At 61.9% G+C, this 20,615-nt stretch carries 11 protein-coding genes and 1 pseudogene; 6 read left to right on the top strand and 6 right to left on the bottom strand.

Annotation, left to right across the window (positions count from 1 at the left end; translation table 11 throughout):
* Positions 1-136 precede the first annotated feature (136 nt).
* Positions 137-2,131 carry a BTAD domain-containing putative transcriptional regulator gene (locus AC1D08_RS21945; RefSeq protein ID WP_477423960.1) on the top strand — a complete coding sequence of 665 codons (1,995 nt, stop codon included), beginning with the start codon at positions 137-139 and terminating at the stop codon, positions 2,129-2,131.
* A gap of 393 nt (positions 2,132-2,524) precedes the next feature.
* Here the strand turns inward: AC1D08_RS21945 and AC1D08_RS21940 are convergent, their stop codons facing one another.
* From AC1D08_RS21940 to AC1D08_RS21925, 4 genes are all read right to left on the bottom strand, one after another.
* Positions 2,525-2,818, bottom strand: coding sequence for a hypothetical protein (locus AC1D08_RS21940; protein ID WP_096454710.1), 294 nt, complete (start codon positions 2,816-2,818; stop codon positions 2,525-2,527).
* Positions 2,819-2,969: 151 nt separating this feature from the next.
* Positions 2,970-4,508, bottom strand: a complete 1,539-nt coding sequence (locus AC1D08_RS21935; RefSeq protein WP_457152805.1) for a winged helix-turn-helix domain-containing tetratricopeptide repeat protein — start codon at positions 4,506-4,508, stop codon at positions 2,970-2,972.
* A 100-nt stretch (positions 4,509-4,608) separates the two neighbouring features.
* The gene (locus tag AC1D08_RS21930) at positions 4,609-5,343 is read right to left on the bottom strand and encodes a class I SAM-dependent methyltransferase (RefSeq protein WP_457152809.1); all 735 of its coding nucleotides are present in this window, start codon (positions 5,341-5,343) and stop codon (positions 4,609-4,611) included.
* A gap of 379 nt (positions 5,344-5,722) precedes the next feature.
* Complete coding sequence (locus AC1D08_RS21925) at positions 5,723-6,700, bottom strand: hypothetical protein (RefSeq protein WP_457152804.1); 978 nt, start codon at positions 6,698-6,700, stop codon at positions 5,723-5,725.
* 65 nt (positions 6,701-6,765) lie between these two features.
* On the opposite strand from AC1D08_RS21925, the pseudogene AC1D08_RS21920 reads away from it, so the two are divergent.
* The 4 genes and pseudogenes from AC1D08_RS21920 to AC1D08_RS21905 form a co-directional block, all read left to right on the top strand.
* Positions 6,766-7,200, top strand: a pseudogene (locus AC1D08_RS21920) (recombinase family protein); the annotation flags it as partial.
* Between the two features lie 6 nt (positions 7,201-7,206).
* Positions 7,207-8,034 (top strand): recombinase family protein, encoded by an 828-nt coding sequence (locus tag AC1D08_RS21915; RefSeq protein ID WP_477424031.1) that lies wholly within the window; start codon positions 7,207-7,209, stop codon positions 8,032-8,034.
* Positions 8,031-8,429: a hypothetical protein gene (locus tag AC1D08_RS21910; RefSeq protein ID WP_477423958.1), complete on the top strand. Its 399-nt coding sequence runs from the start codon at positions 8,031-8,033 to the stop codon at positions 8,427-8,429. Before AC1D08_RS21915 ends, AC1D08_RS21910 begins: the two co-directional genes overlap by 4 nt.
* A 382-nt stretch (positions 8,430-8,811) precedes the next feature.
* The gene (locus AC1D08_RS21905; protein ID WP_477423956.1) at positions 8,812-12,117 is read left to right on the top strand and encodes an ATP-binding protein; all 3,306 of its coding nucleotides are present in this window, start codon (positions 8,812-8,814) and stop codon (positions 12,115-12,117) included.
* A 168-nt stretch (positions 12,118-12,285) separates the two neighbouring features.
* Here AC1D08_RS21905 and AC1D08_RS21900 read toward each other — a convergent pair whose 3' ends face one another.
* The gene (locus AC1D08_RS21900) at positions 12,286-13,614 is read right to left on the bottom strand and encodes an adenylate/guanylate cyclase domain-containing protein (RefSeq protein ID WP_477423954.1); all 1,329 of its coding nucleotides are present in this window, start codon (positions 13,612-13,614) and stop codon (positions 12,286-12,288) included.
* A gap of 612 nt (positions 13,615-14,226) precedes the next feature.
* Positions 14,227-16,179 carry a tetratricopeptide repeat protein gene (locus AC1D08_RS21895; RefSeq protein WP_477423952.1) on the bottom strand — a complete coding sequence of 651 codons (1,953 nt, stop codon included), beginning with the start codon at positions 16,177-16,179 and terminating at the stop codon, positions 14,227-14,229.
* A 670-nt stretch (positions 16,180-16,849) separates the two neighbouring features.
* Between AC1D08_RS21895 and AC1D08_RS21890 the strand changes: the two genes are divergently transcribed.
* On the top strand, positions 16,850-20,206 hold the full coding sequence (locus AC1D08_RS21890; RefSeq protein ID WP_477423950.1) for an ATP-binding protein: 3,357 nt from the start codon (positions 16,850-16,852) through the stop codon (positions 20,204-20,206).
* Positions 20,207-20,615 lie beyond the last annotated feature (409 nt).

Here is a 20,615-nt window from a genome sequence, read left to right as displayed (position 1 = left end):
GTCACGGGGGCGATTTGCGGTTGTTCAGCCGGGCGTGAACAATCGCGGGAAGTCCGATGGACCGCCGTTAAATCTGCGTTAAATCGACCGGCGAAGATGCTATTCTGCTGGCGCGTTCGAAATCTGGAGAGCGGTCGTGCGTATCCGGTTGCTTGGCGGTCTCGAAGTGATGTCCGGAGAGGGCCAGCCCGTCCGCTTCGCAACGCGCAAGTCGGCGCTGCTTTTTGCCGCCCTGGTCCTGGCGGGTCGCCGCGGCGCCACTCGCGAACGGCTTTGCGAAGGGTTTTGGCCGGGACGAGGCGATGCGCAGTCGCGCAACAGCCTGCGCCAGGCGCTGGCCGACATCCGGCGGTGGTTTCCCGCCGCCGGCAATGCAGCCATTTCCATTGACGGGGATCAGGAAACGGTTGCGCTGACGGCCGGCCCGGACGAAGCCGACATCTGGCTCTTCGAGCGGAAGCTCGCCGAAAGCGGGACGACGGACCTCGCCTTTGCCGCCGACCTCTATCGCGGTGATGTGCTCGCGGGGGAGGCCATTCCGGACGGACTGGATGAATGGTTCAGCCCATACCAGGTCAGATACCGGCAGAAGGCGCAGCAGCTGGTGGAGCGCCTGAGCCTCGCGCCGCCCGAAGCCGGATCCGTGGACGAAGCGGCTTGCGAACGGCTCGCCGAAAGGCTGCTTGCCTCGGATCCGGCCGCCGAGCCGGCGCATCGGGCCTTGATGCGCATCCACGCTGCGAGGGGCCACGAAAATGCGGGCTTGCGTCAGTTCGAGACCTGCCGCGCGCTGCTGAAGAAGCATCTGGGCGTGGAACCCGAGGCACAGACGCTGTCACTGGCGGCGTCGCTGCAGACGCGGGGCGGAAATCGCCAGACCGCGTCGGCACACGACACCGCGCAGCCGCCTCAGCCTATCGCCACGCCGGCGAGACCGCATGACCAGCCGTCGGTGGCAGTGATGCCTTTCGACAATCTCGGCGGGGCGGAGGACGAGTATTTTGCCGACGGCGTTGTCGAGGAGATCACCGCCGCGCTTTCCCGCATCCGGGACTTCTTCGTCATCGCCCGCCAGTCCGCCTTCACCTACAAGGGCCGCTTCGCCGACGTGCGCGAGGTCGGCCGGGAACTCAGCGTCGCCTACGTGGTCGAAGGCACCGTTCGGCGGGGCGGCAATCGGCTGCGCATTTCCGTGCAGCTGGTCGATGCCGAGACGCGGACACAATTATGGTCCGAGCGCTACGAGGGTGCGACCGAGGACGTTTTCGAGTTCCAGGACAGGATCGCGGCGCAGGTGGCCGGCGCCATCCATCCGGCCATCCGCGGCGCCGAGATCGAGCTGGCCAGGCGCAAGCCGCCGACCAGCCTCAGGGCCTATGATTTCGTCATGCGCGCCTATCCAAACATTTGGGGCCGCCGCAAGGACACCAACGACCTGGCAATAGAGCTGCTCAAGAAAGCGATCACGGTCGATCCGGCCTATGGCCGCGCGCATGCGCTTCTGGCCTGGTGCCACGCCTCGAACGCCGTGTTTCTGTGGGCCGAGCAGCCGGAAAGCGAGCTGGAAAAGGCGGTCGCGGCGGTCGAAGCAGCCGGCTCGATCGGCGACGATCCAACCGCGTTGACCGCCGCCGGCGCGGCATTGAGCATGGGCGGTGACCAGGAGCGCGCCGCCACCTTCATCGAAAAGGCGCTCATGCTCGATCCGAACAATGCTTGGGCATGGGCACGCCTTGGCTGGATCGCAATCTACAGAGGCGAAGCCGCCCTGGCCCCGGACCGGTTCCAGCGAGCGATGGCGCTGAGCCCAATGGATCCGTTCGCGTTCGCCGTGAGACTGGGAATGGGTTACGCCTTGGCCAAGACGGGCTCCCTTTCCCAGGCCGTCGCGATCGCCCGTGACGTCATCGCCGCCCACCCCGACATCATCACGTCCTATCGCTATCTCGCCGCCTGGTCGGCGATGGGCGGCGACCTGGAGACCGCCCGCTGGGCTGCGCAAAAGCTCCTGGCCGCCCAGCCGAGTTTCACGATCGAGCGATTCCGGTCGCTGCCTATCTTGCGGAACACGCCGGAATGGGCAGACCAAGTGGTCGAAGGCTTGAAGCTGGCGGGATTGCCCGAGCGCTGACTATCTTCAGCCCATCCTTGGTTTCAACTTGGATGAAATGATCGCCCCCCTTCGCCCCTGGCTAGGATAGCGATCCTACCGGCTCACGACCATTGCACGTCGTTTAATTAGCCACAACATCAGCACGGCGCGGAAGCTTCCATGCCGAAGTCTGCTCACCAAATTGCGCCGCGAGAGCCGGTAGAACTGCGCCGACAGCCACCGCGAAACCCCCGGAGATATAGCTCACAAGAAGATGCACGTCGAAATTGGAAAGCCTGCTTCCCCAACTATCCTTACGAGCATGACGAGCCGGGGCAGGAAGCGATGATAGTGTTTGGCCATCATTTCGTCGGGCTGGCGCCCAAGAGCATGCTCATGGCGCCCACCCTTCGGCTTTGGCGGGTCTGGAGCTCAGGATTCACGGCGACGGCGGCGATCGTCCACGACCCGCGCGAGCACTTCGGTGGGGTCGCGGTCAACTGGCAATACCAGCATATTTTCGATGTCAAAGGCGGTAACGCCGATATCGCGACGCTCGCATTCGCTCATGGCGGCAAAAGCGGCGAGGTCCCTGCGTGCCCTCCAGAAGCGCGGCAGCCACAGCAGCGCCGAAGTCACGGCGGCCAGCATCCGGAAAGGCCGCGAGGGAGAAGCATGCGACCGGCAATCGGCTGCGAGACCGATGAAAGGAACCAGCGTGGTCATGGTGTTGTCTCCATCCTCGAACTGCCCTTGAGCGACAGCAAGGATGAGATTAGTCGGCGCCCGGCCGGAGATCGTGAGGCCCAGGTGAAACTCGAGGGAAATTGTGACGAAATCGGCAGGCGGGCACCGGCCCCCGGTCGTCGACACGATATCAGTCCGGCAGGCCGGCCTCGCGCAGGCTGGCGGCAACGCGCTCCCGCGTGCCCGCTTCGAAAGGCAGCTGGTCCCAGATCGTGGCGACCGTCAGCCCCGGATGGCTTTCCAGCAGCCTGCCGCACACGCGCCGGGCTTCATCCTTGCGGCCGGCATGGACCAGCGTCATCACCAACCAGCGTAGCGCCCAGGTGGCGCCAGGGTGCCGGCTGACCCCGCGCCGCGTCATGACCAATGCTTCTTCGTAGCGCCCGGTAATGAAAAGGGCGGCGCCGATGCCGAGTTCGGCCATGTAGCCCATCGGGTCGCGCGGGCTCAGCCGTTCGAAATGCTCGAACTTCTCGATCGCCGCCTCGGGCCGCTCGCGATAGACGTCAAGCCAGCCGCTGCGCAGCCAGGCCCAGGCGGAATTCGGATCGAGCGTGCGCGCCCGTGTCAGATGCATGTCGGCGACATCAAAGTCGCGGGCGAAGGAATGCGCGGCGCCGAGCACCGCAAGCACCATCGGGTCGTCGCCGGACAGCGCCGCCCCCTTCTGCGCCAGGCGCAGGCCCTCTTCCCGGGACGCGGCCGGCGTTTCGGTCCAGTGGTAGGTGACACGCTGCAGATGGCACCAGGCCAGCAGCGAAAGCGCCAGCGCATAATCAGCCTCGATCGCGATCGCCCGTTCAAGCAGTGTCCCGGCCTCCTCGTTCTGCGCCCGCTCGAGCGACCAGGCGAGCGGAAAGGCGCGCAGCACGTAGTCGTAGGCGGCGAGGCTTTCCGGCCGCTTGCGCCGCGACCGCTCGATCTCGGCCGACAGGATGGAGGGCTGGATGGCGCCGACGACACTCTCGGCGAACCGGTCTTGCAGGTCGAACACGTCGGCCATGGTTCCGTCGTAGCGGTCGGCCCAGATCGTCTTGCCGGACGACTGATCAATGAGTTGTCCCGTAAGGCGGATGTGGTCGCCGGCCTTGCGAACGCTGCCGGTCAGCACGTAGCGCACGCCGAGCTCGGCTCCGGCCCGTTTCACGCCGTCGGCCTGCCCCTTGTAGGCGAAGCTCGAATTGCGGGCGATGACGAACAGCCAGCGCATGCGCGACAGCGCGGTGATGATCTCGTCGACCATGCCGTCGGCGAAATAGTCCTGCGCCGGGTCGCCGCTCAGATTCTCGAAGGGCAGCACCGCGATCGAAGGCTTGTCGTCGGCGGACCCTTCGCCGGCCCCGGCCGCGGGGTGATCATCGAGGCGGCGCACGCGCTCCTCGTCGATCACATAGCCCCGCCGCATCACGGTACGGATCAGGCCGTCCGCATCCGGGCCGAGCGCCTTGCGGATATCCTTCATGCATTGGGTCAGTGAATCGTCGGAGACGGCGATGTTGGGCCAGACGGCGTCGACCAGTTCGTCCTTGCCGACGACGCGACCGGCATTCTCCAGGAGATAGGTGAGCAACGAGAGCGACTTGGCGCGCAGGTCGACGTCGTACCCGCCCCTTTGCAACCTGCCTTTGCGCAGGTCGAGCCTGTGACCCGAGAATTCGAACGTCGTCATGTCGCCCTCAGGGAGACGTCAAGCCCAATTCGGCTCGCGACGGGCTGGCTGTCGATCATTACCCTCGCACGCTTGAAGACACCATGACTGTCTTCTTACATCAAGCTTTCAGCCCGCTGAAAATGGCGTGGCCGGCGAACAGCCAGGCGCAATCGACCGCGATGAAACCGGCTTCGGACAGCCAGGAAAGTTGCTCGGCCAGCGAGGACGGCTTGTCGATCGGCTCGCCGTCGGGGTTGCGGAAGTAGTTCCAGCCGAGGCGGTTGAACTCGGCGAAGGCGGCCAGGTCGCCGTCGATCGCGAGCGCCCGCGAACGCACCGCCTCGTCCCACTGCCGCGCCGCGATGGCGAGAGCGGCCGCGCCCGGCGGGCGCACGATGTCGGCCACCACGAGGACGCCGCCGGGGCTGAGCGCCGTCCCAAGGTCGGCAAAAAGCATCCGCTTCTGTCGCCCGTCGAGGTGGTGGATGGCGAGCGACGAGACAATCGCATGCGGCGGCTCGGGAAAGCTTCGCCAGTCACGATGTTCCAGCTCGAACGCGGCAGTGGCCAGGCGGTCAGCGTGGTCGCGACAGGTCTCGCGCGTCTGCTCGCGCATCCGCGCCGAGCCGTCGAGCGCCAATACCCTGCAGTCCGGAAATCGTTGCAGCAAGGCGCGGCTGAGCAGGCCCTCGCCGGAACAGAGCTCGACCAGCAGGCCGCCCTGCACGGGAGGAATTAGATCGGCGATGATGCCGATCTGGCGTTCCCGTTCGGGGACGAAATAGCGCCCGTAATCGAGAAAGCTTCGGGAATTGTTCTCATCCCAATGCCTTGCCCCTCGCATGTCGGTCATGATCAATCCTTTCATCCTTTTGGCCACATTGCCGGAGGCCAGGTTGGCCGTCGTGACAACCGGATGAAATTCGGCTGAAATCTGCCTGAGCGGCGAAGTTGCCCGGCCCCGTCGAGCGGGACGGCACCATCCACGCTATGCTTTCGCGGGCCTTCCGGCCTCTACCCTGGTCAGGCCCGGAGTCGCTGTCATCGCGCGCCGTTTAATTAGCCACAATGTCAGCATGGATTACCCGCCGGTCGACTGCCTCCTCTGATCTTCTCGCGCGCAGGTAAGGGCAGCTTTGCGCCGCATGTCGGCCGTAGAAGCGAACTTTGCCCCCGTCCGGAAGCAGACATCTCGGCGGACCGTGTTGGAGGTCGTGGTAGCGCCATTTGTCTCAAGCAGGAAACCCGGCAACGCGCAGCGCATCGGCGACCTCATCAACCCGGCGGATGTAGCGGAGCCGCTCAAAGTTGCCGATTGTAAAGGTCGGCGCGACCTGCAACATATTCTCTGCAGCGGCACGTGCGATGTCGAGGCGGCCGAGTTTGACGTGACTCGCCACCAGAAAAGCGTGCAGGAGGCCGAACCCCGGATTAATCTGGATTGCCGAAGTCGAATAGCCGACCGCTTCCTCAAACCGATCTGTAGAGTAGCAGGCGACCGTCAGAGCGAGATACGGGTGATAGTTCATCGGATCGAGAGGGCTCAGTCTGAGCGCCATCATGGCGATCTCGATTGCGCGGTCATATTGTTCGCCGTACGCGTGCATTATCGAGCTTAAACGCAGGGTAAGCGCCGAATTTCCATTCATTGCCAGCGCCTGGTTTAGCAGCGCAATACTATTTGCAAAGTCATGGATGATATGCGCCCGGGCAAAAGCGGCGATGCTAAGTGCTTGCGGATCGTCCGCCCCCGCTCTGATAGCGGCCTCGGCGTGTCTGAGCACGGCCGCCCCGTCCTCTGGAGCGTGTCCGTCGCGGAAACGCTGCTGATGGCACCAAGCCACATAGGCGTGCGCCACGGCATAGTCGGGATCAAGCCGCAGAGCTTCACTGAGGAGATGCAGCGCTTGGTCGACGTCGGCGGGTGTATTCGCTACCGTGTGCGGCAGAGCGCGAAGAAAGAGGTCGTACGCATCAAGCTTGTCGGGCCTCTTGCGTCTGGCACGCTCGATCTCGGCGAGCCGTATCGATGGCTCAATCGCGCCGACTATGCTCTCAGTCATCCTATCCTGCAGGTCGAAGATATCTTCCACCGCGCCCTCGAACTTGCCGGCCCAGACGTGCGTTCCGCCAACTCCTTCGACAAGCTGCCCAGTGATACGAAGCCGGTTGCCGGCTTTCCGAACGCTGCCCTCCAGCACATAGTGCACACCAAGTTCTTTGGCGACTTGCCGTACGTCGACAGCCCTTCCCTTGTAGCTGCGCGGTCTACACGCGCAAGTCCAGCGAGGAGGGGCTCGACATGGAGTTCAACTCCCTCGACGCGCAGAGGGAGGCCTGTGAGGCCTACGTGGCCAGCCAGCGGGCCGAGGGATGGGTTCTCGTGCCCGACCACTATGATGACGGTGGCATCTCCGGTGGAACGCTGGAACGGCCGGCGCTGAGGCGCCTGCTGAAAGGTATCGAGTCCGGGCTGATCGATGTGGTCGTCGTCTACAAGATCGATCGGCTCTCGCGGTCTCTGACGGATTTCTCGAAGCTGGTCGAGGTCTTCGAATCCAACGACGTCACCTTCGTGTCGATCACCCAATCATTCAACACCACAACCTCGATGGGGCGCTTGACGCTCAACATACTGCTGTCATTCGCGCAGTTCGAGCGTGAGGTGATTGGCGAGCGCATCCGCGACAAGTTCGCCGCGTCTCGGCGCAAAGGCATGTGGATGGGCGGCAACGTCCCGCTCGGCTATCGGGTCGAGAATCGGAAGCTGCTCATCCAGGATGAAGAGGCAGCAATTGTGCGCATGATCTTCGGCCGGTTCCTGCAGATTGGTTCGGCGACCATTTTGGCACGAACCCTGAATTCGGAGGGCCTCAGGCGCAAGAATGGGAAGTCGTTCGACAAAGGTCTGCTCTATAAGCTCCTCAGCAACCGGGTGTATATCGGCGAAGCCGTTCACAAAGGCACGAGCTATCCCGGCGAGCACCAGCCGCTCATCTCGCAGGATCTCTGGGACAATGTCCGCTCGATCATCGCCGAGCCAGCGCGTAAGCGGGCAGGGCACTGCCGCAGGCAGACGCCGGCATTGCTCCGAGGACTGATTTTCGCGCCGAACGGCTACGCAATGACGCCTGCCCACACCAGGAAGAAGGGGCGGCTGTACAGGTACTACGTCACCACCAGTGTCCAGAAACTCGGGCCGGAAACCTGCTCGGTACGGCGCCTGCCTGCCGGCGAAATCGAGGCCGCAGTCATCGACCAGGTACGCATCCTGCTGCGCTCGCCAGAGATGATTGTGAAGACCTGGGCGACCGCGCGCGAGCACGGCGACGAGATCAGCGAGACCGAGGTGCGCGACGCCCTGATTCAGTTCGATGCTCTTTGGGAGGAACTCTTTCCCGCCGAGCAGGCATGCATCATCCAGTTGCTGGTCGAGCGCATCGACGTCGATGTAGACGGCATCTCCATCCGCCTTCGCACCGAGGGCATAGCCAGTGTCATCGCGGAGCTTAGAGAACGACCAAACCTGGATAGGGCAGCATGAAGAACAACCGCGAGATCAGCCGCGACGGCACCTTGCTGACCGTCTCCATTCCGATGGCGATCCGCAAGCGCGGTGGCCGCAAGGTTGTCGTGTCCCCGGCTGGAGCAGAGCCTTGGGCCCCGTCGCGACCGCGCATCGACAACACGCTGCTGAGAGCCCTTGTCCAAGCATTCCACTGGCAGCATGAGCTGGAATCAGGGAAACACGCGACGATCAGCGAACTCGCTGCGGCTGAGAAACTCGACCGGTCGTTCGTGTCCCACATGCTTCGACTAACGCTATTGGCGCCGGACCTGGTTGAGGCAATCCTCGACGGGCGACAGCCTCAGACGGTGCAATTGCAGCCGCTGGTGCGCGGGTTTCCCGTTGAGTGGGAGCGCCAACGGCGCTTGTGAAGGTCTGTTCTACCCAGCGGCCACCTTGTCCGCGTTGCGATGGCAGCAATGCGCCGCATGTCGGCCGTAGCGATCAGCCCTGCTGCCGCCTGAAAGCAGACATTGCACGCGATCACGCTGAAGGTCGCGGTTGCGCCACGAGTTGCCGTTCGGGATGAGTCGTCTGGATGTCGGGTTTGTGGCGCAAAGTGGTCGTTCGGCGATCGTCGCTTTGGGCGGATATGCGGATATACTGAGAATCACAGCCCCGCCATCAGGGAAGAGTGGCGGCAGCATCTTGTTTGTCGCGCCGGACTCAATCTGACGCTGTCGTCGCGCGGGCGTCGATAGACCGTGCGATCCGCCGATAGTATGCTTGACAGCTAATGTGCCGGGAGGGGCAATGGCGCTGGATCTTCGGAGCTGGCTGGAGGAGTTGGGGCTCGGGAAATACGCCGAGATCTTCGCCACGAACGACGTCGATTTCGACCTTCTGCCCGAGCTCGACGATGGTGACCTGGAGCGGCTCGGCATCTCGCTTGGGCATCGCAAGCGGTTGTTGCGCGCGATCGCCGAGCTGAAGGCAGCGCCGCCCGGCCCCGCACCGAACACGTCGGAAGCCGCAGCGTCATCCGGTCCGGAACGCAGGCAGCTCACGGTAATGTTCATCGATCTCGTGGGATCGACTGCACTTTCCGGACGCCTCGATCCGGAGGAGATGGGAGAGCTGCTTCGCGCCTACCAGAACGCCGTAGCCCGCGAAATCGCGTCCTTCGAAGGCCACGTCGCGAAATTCATGGGCGACGGAGTACTCGCTTATTTCGGCTGGCCGCGGGCGCACGAAGACGAGGCAGAGCGGTCCGTGCGGGCCGGACTGGCCATCGGCAAAGCCGTGGCAGCGTTGTCGGGCGGCGGCGCGCCACTCGCCAGCCGGATCGGTATCGCGACGGGCCTTGTCGTGGTGGGCGACCTCATCGGCGCCGGAGCCTCGCAGGAGGAGGCGGTGGTGGGCGAGACGCCAAACCTTGCGGCCCGTCTCCAGGCAGTCGCACAACCCGGCCAGGCCGTGATCGCCGACCTTACCCGACGCCTGGTCGGCGACTATTTCGAACTCGACGACCTCGGGCCGCTGGAGCTGAAGGGAATCCACGCGCCGGTACGGGCCTTCACGGTACTCAGCGAGCGGGCGCTGGAGAGCCGGTTCGCCGCACATGCAGGCACAACGATGCAGCCGATCGTCGGCCGCGACCAGGAGCTGGCGCTGCTTTTGGAGCGCTGGCGCCAGGCCGAGACCGGAGAAGGGCAGATGGTCCTGCTGACCGGAGAGGCCGGCATCGGCAAGTCGCGGATCGCTGAGGCGCTGATCGCCGTGCTGGAGGACAGGCCGCACATCAACCTTCGCTATCAGTGCTCGCCTTATCATACCGACAGTGCGCTGTGGCCGGTGCGGCAGCAACTAGTGTTCGCGGCTGGCATCAGTGCCGACGATCCGACCGACATGCGCCTCGAGAAACTTGAGACGATGCTCGTTCCGACCCCGGGCGGACTGCACCAGACCGCGGCATTGCTCGCGAACCTGCTGGGGATCGATGCCGCAGCACGCTATGGCAACGTCGATCTAAGCCCCGAGCAGCGCCGCAATCGCACGCTGGCGGCGCTGGTTGACCAGCTGATCGGGCTGGCGGCGCGGCAGCCGGTGCTGTTCGTGCTGGAGGATGCGCACTGGGTCGATCCGACGACGCTGGAACTGGTGGAGCTCGCGCTCGACGGTGTGGCGCCGGCGCGCGTACTGATGTTGATCACTGCCCGCCCGACATTCAGCCATGGCTTCGGCGGTCACCCGATTGTCACGCGGCTTGCACTCAACAGGCTGGGCCGCACCCAGACCACCGCTATCATTGAGCGGATCGCCGGGAGCAAAACGCTGCCGGAGAGGCTCGTCGACGAGATCGCCACCCGCACCGACGGAGTGCCGCTTTTTGTAGAGGAGATGACCAAGGCGGTACTCGAAACAGGCGCGCAAGGAGAGGCGCCTGGCACGCGGCTTGCCATTCCGACGTCGTTGCACGATTCGCTGATGGCGCGCCTCGACCGATTGAAATCGGTGAAGGAGGTTGCGCAGACAGCGGCGGTGATCGGCCGCGCCTTCGACCACCGCACGATCGCTGCCCTGGCATCCGTTCCGGAATCTGAACTTGCCGCGGCGATCGAGCGACTTGTCGAGGCCGAGTTGGTCTTTCGCCGAGGCACCGGGTCGGAGGCCACCTATCTGTTCAAGCATGCGCTGGTCCGCGACGCAGCGTATGAGAGCCTTTTGAAGAGTCGACGCCAGGCTCTTCACGGACAGCTGTTTGACATCCTGAAGCAGCGCGACGATGCGCCGCCCGAGATCCTGGCACAGCATGCCGAGGCTGCCGGCCTTGCACAGATGGCCATCGACTGCTGGGACAAGGCCGGAGAAGAGGCCATCGCACGCCCGGCCTACAAGGAGGCAATCGCGCATCTCGAAGCAGCGATACGCCTGTCCCATCAGCTGTCGACAGACCCGTTGTGGCTGCGGCGGGAGTGCGAGCTGCAGGTTCGGCTCGGCCAGGCGTTGTTGGAGCACCTCGGCTACCAGGCGCCGGCCACGATGGCCGCATTCGAGCGCGCCCGAGCGCTTGCCGAGGAAGTGGGCGAGCCTTCGCTGCTGGTCCCATCGATGTACGGCCTTTGGGCAAACCGCTATGTCTCGGGAGCCCCGGCGCCCGAGCTTGCGGCGCGTTTTGCCGAGCTGGCCGCGTCGGGCGAAGACAGCGGCGCGCGCTGCGTGGCGCTTCGGATGCTGGCTCTGGAACGTTTCCACGAGGGGCTCTACGTGCCGTCGCTGCGGCTCCTCGAAGAGGCGCTTTCGCTCTACGACCCCGCCGCGCACCGGGACTTCGGCCTTCGCTACGGACATGACCCGCGGACCGGGGCCATGAACTACAAGGCCTGGAACCTTTGGCATCTCGGCTTCCAGGATCAAGCTCGCGCGACGGCGGAACAGGCGCTGACGTGGGCTCGTGAGGTCGGCCACCAGAACACGATCGGCATCGCGCTCTGCCTTGGCGTCGCCCTGACGAGCATCTGGTCCCGGGACGTCGCCCGGGTGGAGGCGTGCACGGCCGAATCGCTCCGGCTGGCGAAAGACAAGTCACTCGCGCTTTGGAAGGCCTATGGCCGGATCCATTTCGGCTGGGCCCTGGCCGAGCGCGGGCACCCGGACGCGCTCGCAGAGATCGAAGCAGGGCTCGACGAAGCGCGCCGGATCAAAGCGGGCCGCTTCGAGGCATTCCACCTCGGCCTCGCGGCGGATGCGCGCTCGCGCGCTGGGCAGCATGACGCGGCCCAAGCCATGATCGCTGCGGCCTTCGCAGCCCAGGCGAAGAGCCGGGACACGCCTTTCCTGCCCGACCTGCACAGGTTGCGGGCCGCAATCGCGCTTCGCGCCTCAGCCGACGCGACCAATGCGGCTGAAGCCGACCTCAACCAAGCGCTCACAATCGCCCGAAACCAGGCGTCGCCTTCATTGGAGTTGCGGGCAGCGCGCGACCTCGCGCGATTGTGGGCCGAGCGCGGCGAGCGGCGGCGCGCCCGGGACCTTCTTGCGCCGTCCTATCATTGGTTCACAGAAGGATTCGCAAACCCGGACCTCCAGGAAGCCAAGCTTCTTCTGGACCGCCTATGATCGATCAAACCCTGGCGGAATGATCGCAAGCCTCGAAGTCCGCTTCTGACGCGCGATCACGACGTTCCGAACATACCAGAGCAATGACCACATCGGGTCAGAAGCGGCCTTTTCATTATCTCTTTGGCTGACTGAATGTCAGGAACGCGCCAGAAGTAGACATTGGCTTCAGCTTGCCAATGCGTAAAGCTCCCAGCCCTCGGGGATGCCTTTCATCTCCCGGCGCCCAGCGAAGGTGAAGTTCAACCCAGAGCCGACTGCTAGATCCTTCACTGTGCTGGAGGCGAGGATCGAGCCTGGGGACGATTCCGCCATGATTCGCGCCACCAAATGGACCGCCAGACCGCTCAAGTCGTCGCCGCGGTGCTCGCACTCTCCAATGTGGATACCAGTCCGCAACTCCAGCCCAAACGCTTTCGCGTCTCGCGCAAGCGCCTTGGCACATTCAAACGCCGGAGTAGGCCCTGCAAATGTGAGGAGATATCCATCGCCAGTATGCTTGATCATTTGTCCACCGAGAGCCGCAACGCGTCGGCTTGCATTGACTTCCAGCTGTTCAAGAATCGTCCGCCACCGGTCATCCCCCACGGCACTCAGGGTTTTGGTCGAATCGACGATATCCGTCATCAGCAGGGTCATGAGCGCCCGTCCGGGCTTTGCGGTCATCCGTGTACCGGTGACGAACTCTTCGACCTGCCCGATCAACTCGTCCTGATCGCCGTACCATGGGATGTGGTCATTGCCGGGCAGAAGGCGAAATTCAGCGTGAGGAATTCGCTCAGCCAAATAGGATCCCTCATCGACTGCCGTCCAACGATCACCCTCACGATGCAGGACGAGGGTCGGCACCTGTATGGCGGGGAGGATCGCGCGAATATCGATCTCGTAGTTGAGTCGGGTGATCAATTCGGCAGCGTGCGGGCTGGCCGCAAATCGAAGATAGGCCGCATGCCAACTCTGCACCGCAGGGTCGCCTGCCACACTCGGCGCTCCGTCGGTAAGGTCGAATGTCCGACCCCAGTTGTCGAGCAGCGACTTTACAAAGCGCTCGAACCCCTCTTGGGTCGCGCCCCAAGGGTAGTCAGGCGCCCATGCCCGGCGAGCACGGCAGCCGTACAGAACCAACGCGCTCACCCTTTCGGGATACGTAGCGGCAAACAAGGAAGCCATGTTCCCGCCCTCGGAAACTCCGAAGAGCGCCGCTTGCTTCGATCCGACGGCATCGAGTACGGCCTTGATGTCCTCGGTCCTCTGTTCGAGTGTTGGGAAGCCCACGTTTCGGTCGGACATCCCCGTACCGCGTTTGTCGAAAAAGACCAGGCGGGAAAAGCGGCCAAGTCCGCTGAGAAATCGAGCGTATTCGGGGCTTTCCCAAGCGTACTCGATGTTGCTGAGCCAGCCTTGAGCGTAGAGCAAATCCGTTGGGCCATCACCGACTACCTGATAGGCAATGGAAATGTCGCCGCATTGTGCATAGCGCGTCTCGTGGGTTTGCATGACCGCCTGACAATCGATTGGGTAACTGCGACACGTTACCTAGACAGATGCGAAGCTCGCAGCCCAAGATACTGAACTTTGGCAATGAGGGGAATGTCGGCTTCGGGTCAGTTCACGTCAATGCACGCAGTGCATCTGAGGTCCGCTTCTGAAATTCCACGCCTCGAAGCGGCCAGTCGGCTCCCGGCCCAATTGCGCTCATTCCGGATCTACCTTAGGGGCGAAGCTGCTTTGTGCCTATCGGGCCGCTTTCGCCGCGATGGCGGCGCGCCGTTTAATTAGCCACAATGTCAACATGGGTGACCCACCGGGTTGCGGATACCGTGATTGCGGCGGGTTTTGGTCGGACCTCTGCGCCGAGCTATGCGACCTCAGCCAAACATAGTTCCCACTAATATGCTATAGGCTGAGCATGAGGGGCAAAACCATGGGTCGGTTTCTGCGGTATTTAGCCTGGGTATGTCTTATTTCGGCCAGCCATGCCAACGCCCACAGCTGGTATCCGGGCAAAACTGACCCGGTTCGACGTCGGCTCCCTGGCCCTCAGCAGCCCTTTTCTGCGCCCCTTATCATGTTGCAGCAGGGCCAGGAACGGACCTGCGCTCAATCAGCTCATTTTCCGGGCTTCATATTCAGGGTTATTGCTTCACTCTCCTCGTGGCCTGCTGATATTCGAGCCCCAGTCGCGGCTATTTGGGCCTCCATCCGATTGACGAGCGCGACATAACGGGGATGAGCGCGGAGCGAGTCGAGGTCGCTATCCTGACGCATCCAAGGCATGCGCAAAATGAGGTAGGCATGTGATGCAGTTAGCTGACGTTCCAGGCAATCGATAGCCTGTTCCGCCTTGCCCAGCCTCGCATAAAAACAGCCTATGTTGTACTGAACCGCAATGTTGTCTCCGGCGAACATTTCAGCACGGGAGACCCACGACAGCGCGCGTTCAATCTCGCCATTTTCCACCAGCATTGCGGCGCCGTAACATAGCGCGGTGGCATTGTCGGGATGCGCTTTGACTTCCTTTTCCACTCCCAGCACACCTTGCCTTGCAGCTTCCTTGGCGTCGTCGCTGCGGCCAAGTGAAACATAGACCATCACTAGATTGGTCCAGACCCGATAGTCATCGGGTGACAACGATACGGCACGCTGGTACAGCGCGGCAGCTTTCTCGTATTGACCTTGAATGAAACAATTCCGGCCGTAAGAGAAATAGGTATCGGAAGAACTGGCGTCTAACTCTAAAGCTCGCTCGAACTCCACTTCCGCCTCGGCATACCGGCCATTTACGAAAAAGGCCCCGCCACGTGATGCGTGGGCATCGGCGAGACCTGGCTCAAGTTCCAGCGCCCGCGTACTGTTGGAAAGAACCGCCTCGAAGCTGGCATCGGGATCGTTGCAGGTCAACAGAAGCCACTCGCAATCAGCCAAAGCGGCATAAGCGCGCGCATAATTTGGGTCAATTTCAACAGCTCTGGCAAACAGTCGCTGCGCTGTCTTGATAAACTTGGTCTCGACTCCCCTATTGAGGAACGACCTGCCCATCAACAGCGTCTCGTAAGCCTCTGGGTTGTCGGTCGAGCGGTTTGTAATTGTCGCCAGTTCTTCGGGCAACAGCTTCACTTTGAGCACGTCGACAATGCTTTTGGATATCTCGTCCTGAAGGGCAAAGATATCGTCCAGCGTCCGGTCATACCGCTCGGCCCAAATATGGTCACCGCCACGACCATTGATTAGCTGAGCCGTGATACGCACTCGCCCTCCAGCCTTGCGTACACTTCCTTCCAGGACGTAGGCGACATTCAGCTTCTTCGCCACCTCCTCGATCAATACCGCCTTGCCCTTGAAGGTAAAGACGGTATTTCGCGCGACGACGGAGAGTCCGGACGCTTTCGAAAGGTCGGTGATAATGTCCTCGGTGATGCCGTCGGAAAAGTACTCCTGCTCGGGATCGCCGCTCATATTCGCAAAGGGCAGGACCGCAATCGATGGCTTCTCCGGAAGTGCAGTCGCCGGTTGCGCCGCACGTCTGCCGGTCTCGCCTGTTCCGGCGCGATAAACCCGCACTGGCTTCGCGATGTTCTTGAGTGTGTGCTCGCCCAGATCGTCGAACGCCAATGCCAGCTTGCCTGTGACATGATCGTGCACGGTGGCGGAGACGTAGATGCCGCCGGGCTCAGCCAGTCCCTCCAGCCGGGCGGCCACGTTGACACCGTCGCCATAGAGATCACTGCCCTCGACGATCACGTCGCCCAGATTGATGCCGATACGCAGGACGATGTGCGAGGCTTCGGGAATGCCTTCGTTAGCAGCAGTGAATCCCTTTTGTAGTTCAACCGCGCATTGTACCGCATCAACTGCACTGGCGAACTCGACAAGCACACCGTCGCCCATAAGTTTGACTACGCGACCATTGTGCTGGACGACCAATGGAGACAACACGGCCTGCCGACGTGATTTCAATGCGGCTAGTGTGCCAGCCTCATCGCGTTCCATCAGGCGGGAATAACCAACAACATCGGCTGCCAAAATTGCAGCAAGGCGGCGTTGGGTTCGAGTCTCGGCCATGTGGGTTGAATACTTTCAGAAAGCCGGGCAATTGGGATTGTATTGGTACCCTGGCCTAGAGTCTATCCGGCCCGACTTCCGAGATGGGTCATACGCGTCGTTTCTGAAATATCTGCCCCACGTCCGTTCGCTGGGGCATTGCGGACATGGCAGTACTGCATCGATGCTCTCGGTCCTCGAATGCTCGGGGGTTGAGTGTCTCTCTTCGCCGTCATGATCGTCGCCTGCTTCTCCGTGCTGTTGTTGAGTAGCTGTCTCGACAACTCATTGATTTGAGGCCGCTCTAACCCACGCTCCGGTATGACAATGGGGTCGCAAAATCCATTTCGGCCCTTTATCGCTCGTTTAATTGGGCACGCCATCAACATGGATCGTCCGCCGGCAAAGATCGCCTTTTGACCCGGATCCGTAAGTTTCGCGCACGGAAGGAACGGCAGCTTTGCGCCGCATGTCGGCCGTAGCGATCAGCCCTGCTGCCGCCTGAAAGCAGACATTGCACGCGATCACGCTGAAGGTCGCGGTTGCGCCTGGAGCTGCCGTGATCCCAGCCAATCGGATTGGGGGCGTTTTGGTGCAGCGCGGACGCCGCTCGTCCGCACCTGAACACAAAGGGTGACGCATTCTTACGTGGTCCGATTGACATTTTGAGCATGTGCGCTTGACTGCCTCGATGGATCATCAGCAGGGCGGCAAGGAGATCGCTTCATGGCTGCAAGGCTTGGGCCTTGAGCAGTATGCCGGCGCATTCATCGACAACGACATTGAACCGGCAATTCTACCAAAGCTCTCCGACGATGACCTTCGGGAGCTTGGCGTAAGATCTGTTGGTCACCGGAGAAGAATCCTGACCGCCATCGCCGAGCTCTCGCGTCCACCGGCCCAACCGCTGAAAGCAGACGACGATGCCAAGTGGGATGCTCTCCAAAGTGTAGTACCTAAGCGAGAGGGGAGTGAGGCAGAGAGGCGCCACCTCACAGTCATGTTCGTCGACCTCGTGGGATCGACTGCGCTGGCGTCGACGCTCGATCCTGAGGACTTGGGCTCGGTCATAGCCGCATATCAATCGTTGGTCGCCGCAGAGGTCGCCCGTTATGATGGCTATGTCGCCAAATTCATGGGCGACGGCGTGCTGTGCTACTTCGGCTGGCCACACGCCCACGAGGAGGACGCCGAGCGGGCGGTCCGCTCTGGACGTTCCATAGTGAAAGCTGTCGCCAGTTTGCGCACTCCCGGTCAAGTGCCACTCGCAGCTAGAGTGGGAATTGCCACGGGATTGTGTGTCGTCGGAGACGTCATCGGGACTGGGTCCGCACAAGAAGAAGTCGTCGTTGGCGAAACGCCCAATCTCGCCGCTCGGCTGCAAGCCCTGGCCCAACCGGGATATGTGGTGGTCGCCGAGAGCACGAGAAAGTTGCTCGGCGGAATATTCGCGGTTGAGAGCTTGGGGCCTATCGAGCTGAAGGGATTTTCGATACCCTTCTCGCCGTTTCTGGTTGTCGGGGAACATGCCGTCGAGACGCGCTATGACGCGCGCGTCACGAGCGCTCCTCAAATCATGTTCGGAAGGGACCTCGAACTCGGACTTGCTCTCGAACGTTGGGGGCAATCGAAGAGGGGCGAAGGCCAGCTCGTGCTACTCAGCGGCGAGGCGGGTATCGGCAAATCTCGCATCACCCGCGCCTTGATAGACGCGGTCTCTCAAGAGAAACATGTGCGGGTGAGCTATCAGTGCTCGCCGTATTACTCTGGCTCGCCGCTCTATCCAGCTGTTCAGCAACTCCGCCGCACTGTCGGTATTGAAGAAGCCGACGGGGATGAAGAGAAGGTCAGAAAACTCGAAGGCACCAAAGGTCCAGCGAATCCGTTGTTGCCTATCTTCGCTTCCCTGCTCGATCTTCAAAACTACCAGAGCGATGCTTTGACGGGCCTGAACCCGCAGCAGCTGCGAGCGCGAACGCTTGACGGATTGTTGAACGACATCCTCGACGCTGCAGCAAGGCTGCCATTGTTGTTCGTGATCGAGGACATCCACTGGATTGACGCGACAACGCTCGAATTGTTGGATCAATGTGTAGAACGGATTCAGCACGCTCGGGTCATGATGATGGTGACGACGAGACCGACCTTCGAACACGGTTTTGGGGGACATCCCATAGTGACGAAATTGGCGCTTAATCGCCTGGGCCGTGAACAGACCACCGCTTTCATCGAGAAACTCGCTGGCGATATTCGACTACCAGCCATCATTGTGGACAAGATCATCGCCGCGACGGATGGTGTGCCGCTGTTCATTGAAGAGCTGACAAAGAGTGTTCTCGAAGCCCGCCACTTCGATCGCGCAGCCGTCTTCGACCAAGATCACGCCACACTCGCAAATCTCGACATTCCGCTAACGTTGCACGATTCGCTGATGGCCCGCCTCGACCGATTGCAGCCGGTCAAGGAAGTTGCGCAAATGGCCGCATGCATCGGCCGCGAATTCCGCCACGACCTCCTCGGATCGGTCACGCGGCTCAGCGCTGCCCAGTTGGAAGAGGCACTCGATAAGCTCGTGGATGCCGAGCTCGTCTTCCGGCGCGGAAGGGGCTCGGACGCACGATATACGTTCAAGCACGCGCTCGTTCGCGATGCTGCCTATCACAGTATGTTGAAATCGGTGCGCCAGGACATACACAGCCGGCTGGCCGACAAACTCGGCATGGAGCCGACGGCCGAACCGGAGCTGGTTGCACATCACCTCATAGCGGCAAAGCGGTATCTTGAGGCAGCTGAATGCTTCCTCCAAGCAGGGCGCGCTGCCGCGGCGCGATATGCCAATCCGGAGGCGGTCGCGCATTTCACGGGCGCGCTGGATGCCTTGGAAGCGGTCACTAGCTCGGGCGATACAAATGAGCTTGAACTTAGAATCCGGATTGAAATGGGCGTCCCGCTGAACGCGTCAGCTGGATATGCGTCGGAGAAGGTTGAAGCGAACTTTCTCCGTGCCGAAGAGCTTTGTATATCCACGGGCCTCACCTCCAACCTCTTTTTTGTCCGACGTTCGCTTTGGAACTTCTACCTTGACCGGCCTGACCTGCACCGGAGCCGAGACCTGGCCAAGCAACTCCTTGCCGAAACCTCGTGCGGAGAAAACGTTGAGGAAACGACTTTGGCGCATCGGGCGCTCGCCACTTCCTATTTCTATCTCGGTGCCATTGGGGATGCCGCACGGGAAGCCGAGGCCGGAATCAATGCCTGGGCGACCTCCAATGGGGATTTCGATGTCGCAAGATATGGAGAGGACGGCCCCGCGATCTGTCGCAGCTATCTGGGCGTGGTGCAGGTGCTCGCAGGGCGGGTCGACACCGGGCTCGCCAATTGTGCGTCAAGCGTTGAAACCGCGGAGCGGCTCGATCATCCGCTCAATCTGGCATTTATCCTCATGAATCTCGCCATTGCCCGACGGTTCCGCAATGAGCCGGCCGAGTGCCGTGAGATCGCTGAACGAATGCTCATATTAGCTGACAACCGCAGGCTGGCATCCTGGTCCGGAGGTGCTCGCACGGTGCTCGGCTGGGCTATCGGCAGCAACCTGCCCGACGAAGGACTCAGAATGCTGCGAGACGGCATGAACCGATGGCGCTCGACTGGCTCTGAGCTGCACTTGCCGCACTTCTATTCGTCGATTGCGGACATTTGCCTCCGGCATGGACGGATCGATGAGGGTCTCGCGGCAATCGAGAATGCTGTCGAGGCGATGGACAAGACCGGCGAGAAATGGGCGCAGGCTGAAATAGAACGTATTGAGGGTTGCTTGGTCGCCAAGGCGGATGTGACCCGAGGGATGAAAGTCCTAACTAGAGCCTATGATACTGCGATAAGTCAGGGCGCGTGTTGGTTGGCGGTGCGTGCTGCAACGGAGTTGGCCAAGCTCTCAAGAAGGTCGGGCCATGAGCTCCGAGCTGACTATCGGAATCAGCTTCGGATTAGCGAGATCGCTGAAGGCCTAGAAACCTCGGTCATCCGCGAAGCTGCTGCCGTTCTCTAGATCACCGTATCGGTGCTGTAGGCTGACTAGCAGGCACTGGAGATGAGGGGCAGAACCTCAGCTGCCAAGCGCCAGGGTGATCCTGAGATCTGCTCGCAAGGGTCTGCTTGTGGGGCAGAGCGGGTGATGATCGCCCACCCATTTGAGTGTCCGCTTCGGGTCAGTTCACGTCAATGCACGCAGTGCATCTGAGGTCCGCTTCTGAAATTCCACGCCTCGAAGCTGCCAGTCGGCTCCCGGCCCAAACGCGACGTCTGAGTAGTGACTTGGCGATGTCCGTAGGTGGCGCAACCCGGACCTAGCGAGCGACGACTTAGTTGTGGTCCTTCTCGACAGGTGAGCGAACCGCAAAACCGCCCCCAGCAAGGCCGGCGCTAAGGCATTGATATTGCTGTTGTCAAAACCTGGG

The organism is Mesorhizobium sp. P2_E6 (assembly GCF_056403835.1).
Note: the sequence above shows the minus strand (reverse complement) of the source record. Positions and strands in the feature narration are given on the sequence as shown.

What these genes read in the sequence shown, in the direction of transcription:
- AC1D08_RS21940 (WP_096454710.1), bottom strand. Translation starts at nt 2,818, where the DNA reads ATGACCACGCTGGTTCCTTTCATCGGTCTCGCAGCCGATTGCCGGTCG.
- AC1D08_RS21935 (WP_457152805.1), bottom strand. Translation starts at nt 4,508, where the DNA reads ATGACGACGTTCGAATTCTCGGGTCACAGGCTCGACCTGCGCAAAGGC.
- AC1D08_RS21930 (WP_457152809.1), bottom strand. Translation starts at nt 5,343, where the DNA reads ATGACCGACATGCGAGGGGCAAGGCATTGGGATGAGAACAATTCCCGA.
- AC1D08_RS21915 (WP_477424031.1), top strand. Translation starts at nt 7,207, where the DNA reads ATGTGGATGGGCGGCAACGTCCCGCTCGGCTATCGGGTCGAGAATCGG.
- AC1D08_RS21910 (WP_477423958.1), top strand. Translation starts at nt 8,031, where the DNA reads ATGAAGAACAACCGCGAGATCAGCCGCGACGGCACCTTGCTGACCGTC.
- AC1D08_RS21905 (WP_477423956.1), top strand. Translation starts at nt 8,812, where the DNA reads ATGGCGCTGGATCTTCGGAGCTGGCTGGAGGAGTTGGGGCTCGGGAAA.
- AC1D08_RS21900 (WP_477423954.1), bottom strand. Translation starts at nt 13,614, where the DNA reads ATGCAAACCCACGAGACGCGCTATGCACAATGCGGCGACATTTCCATT.
- AC1D08_RS21895 (WP_477423952.1), bottom strand. Translation starts at nt 16,179, where the DNA reads ATGGCCGAGACTCGAACCCAACGCCGCCTTGCTGCAATTTTGGCAGCC.
- AC1D08_RS21890 (WP_477423950.1), top strand. Translation starts at nt 16,850, where the DNA reads ATGGATCATCAGCAGGGCGGCAAGGAGATCGCTTCATGGCTGCAAGGC.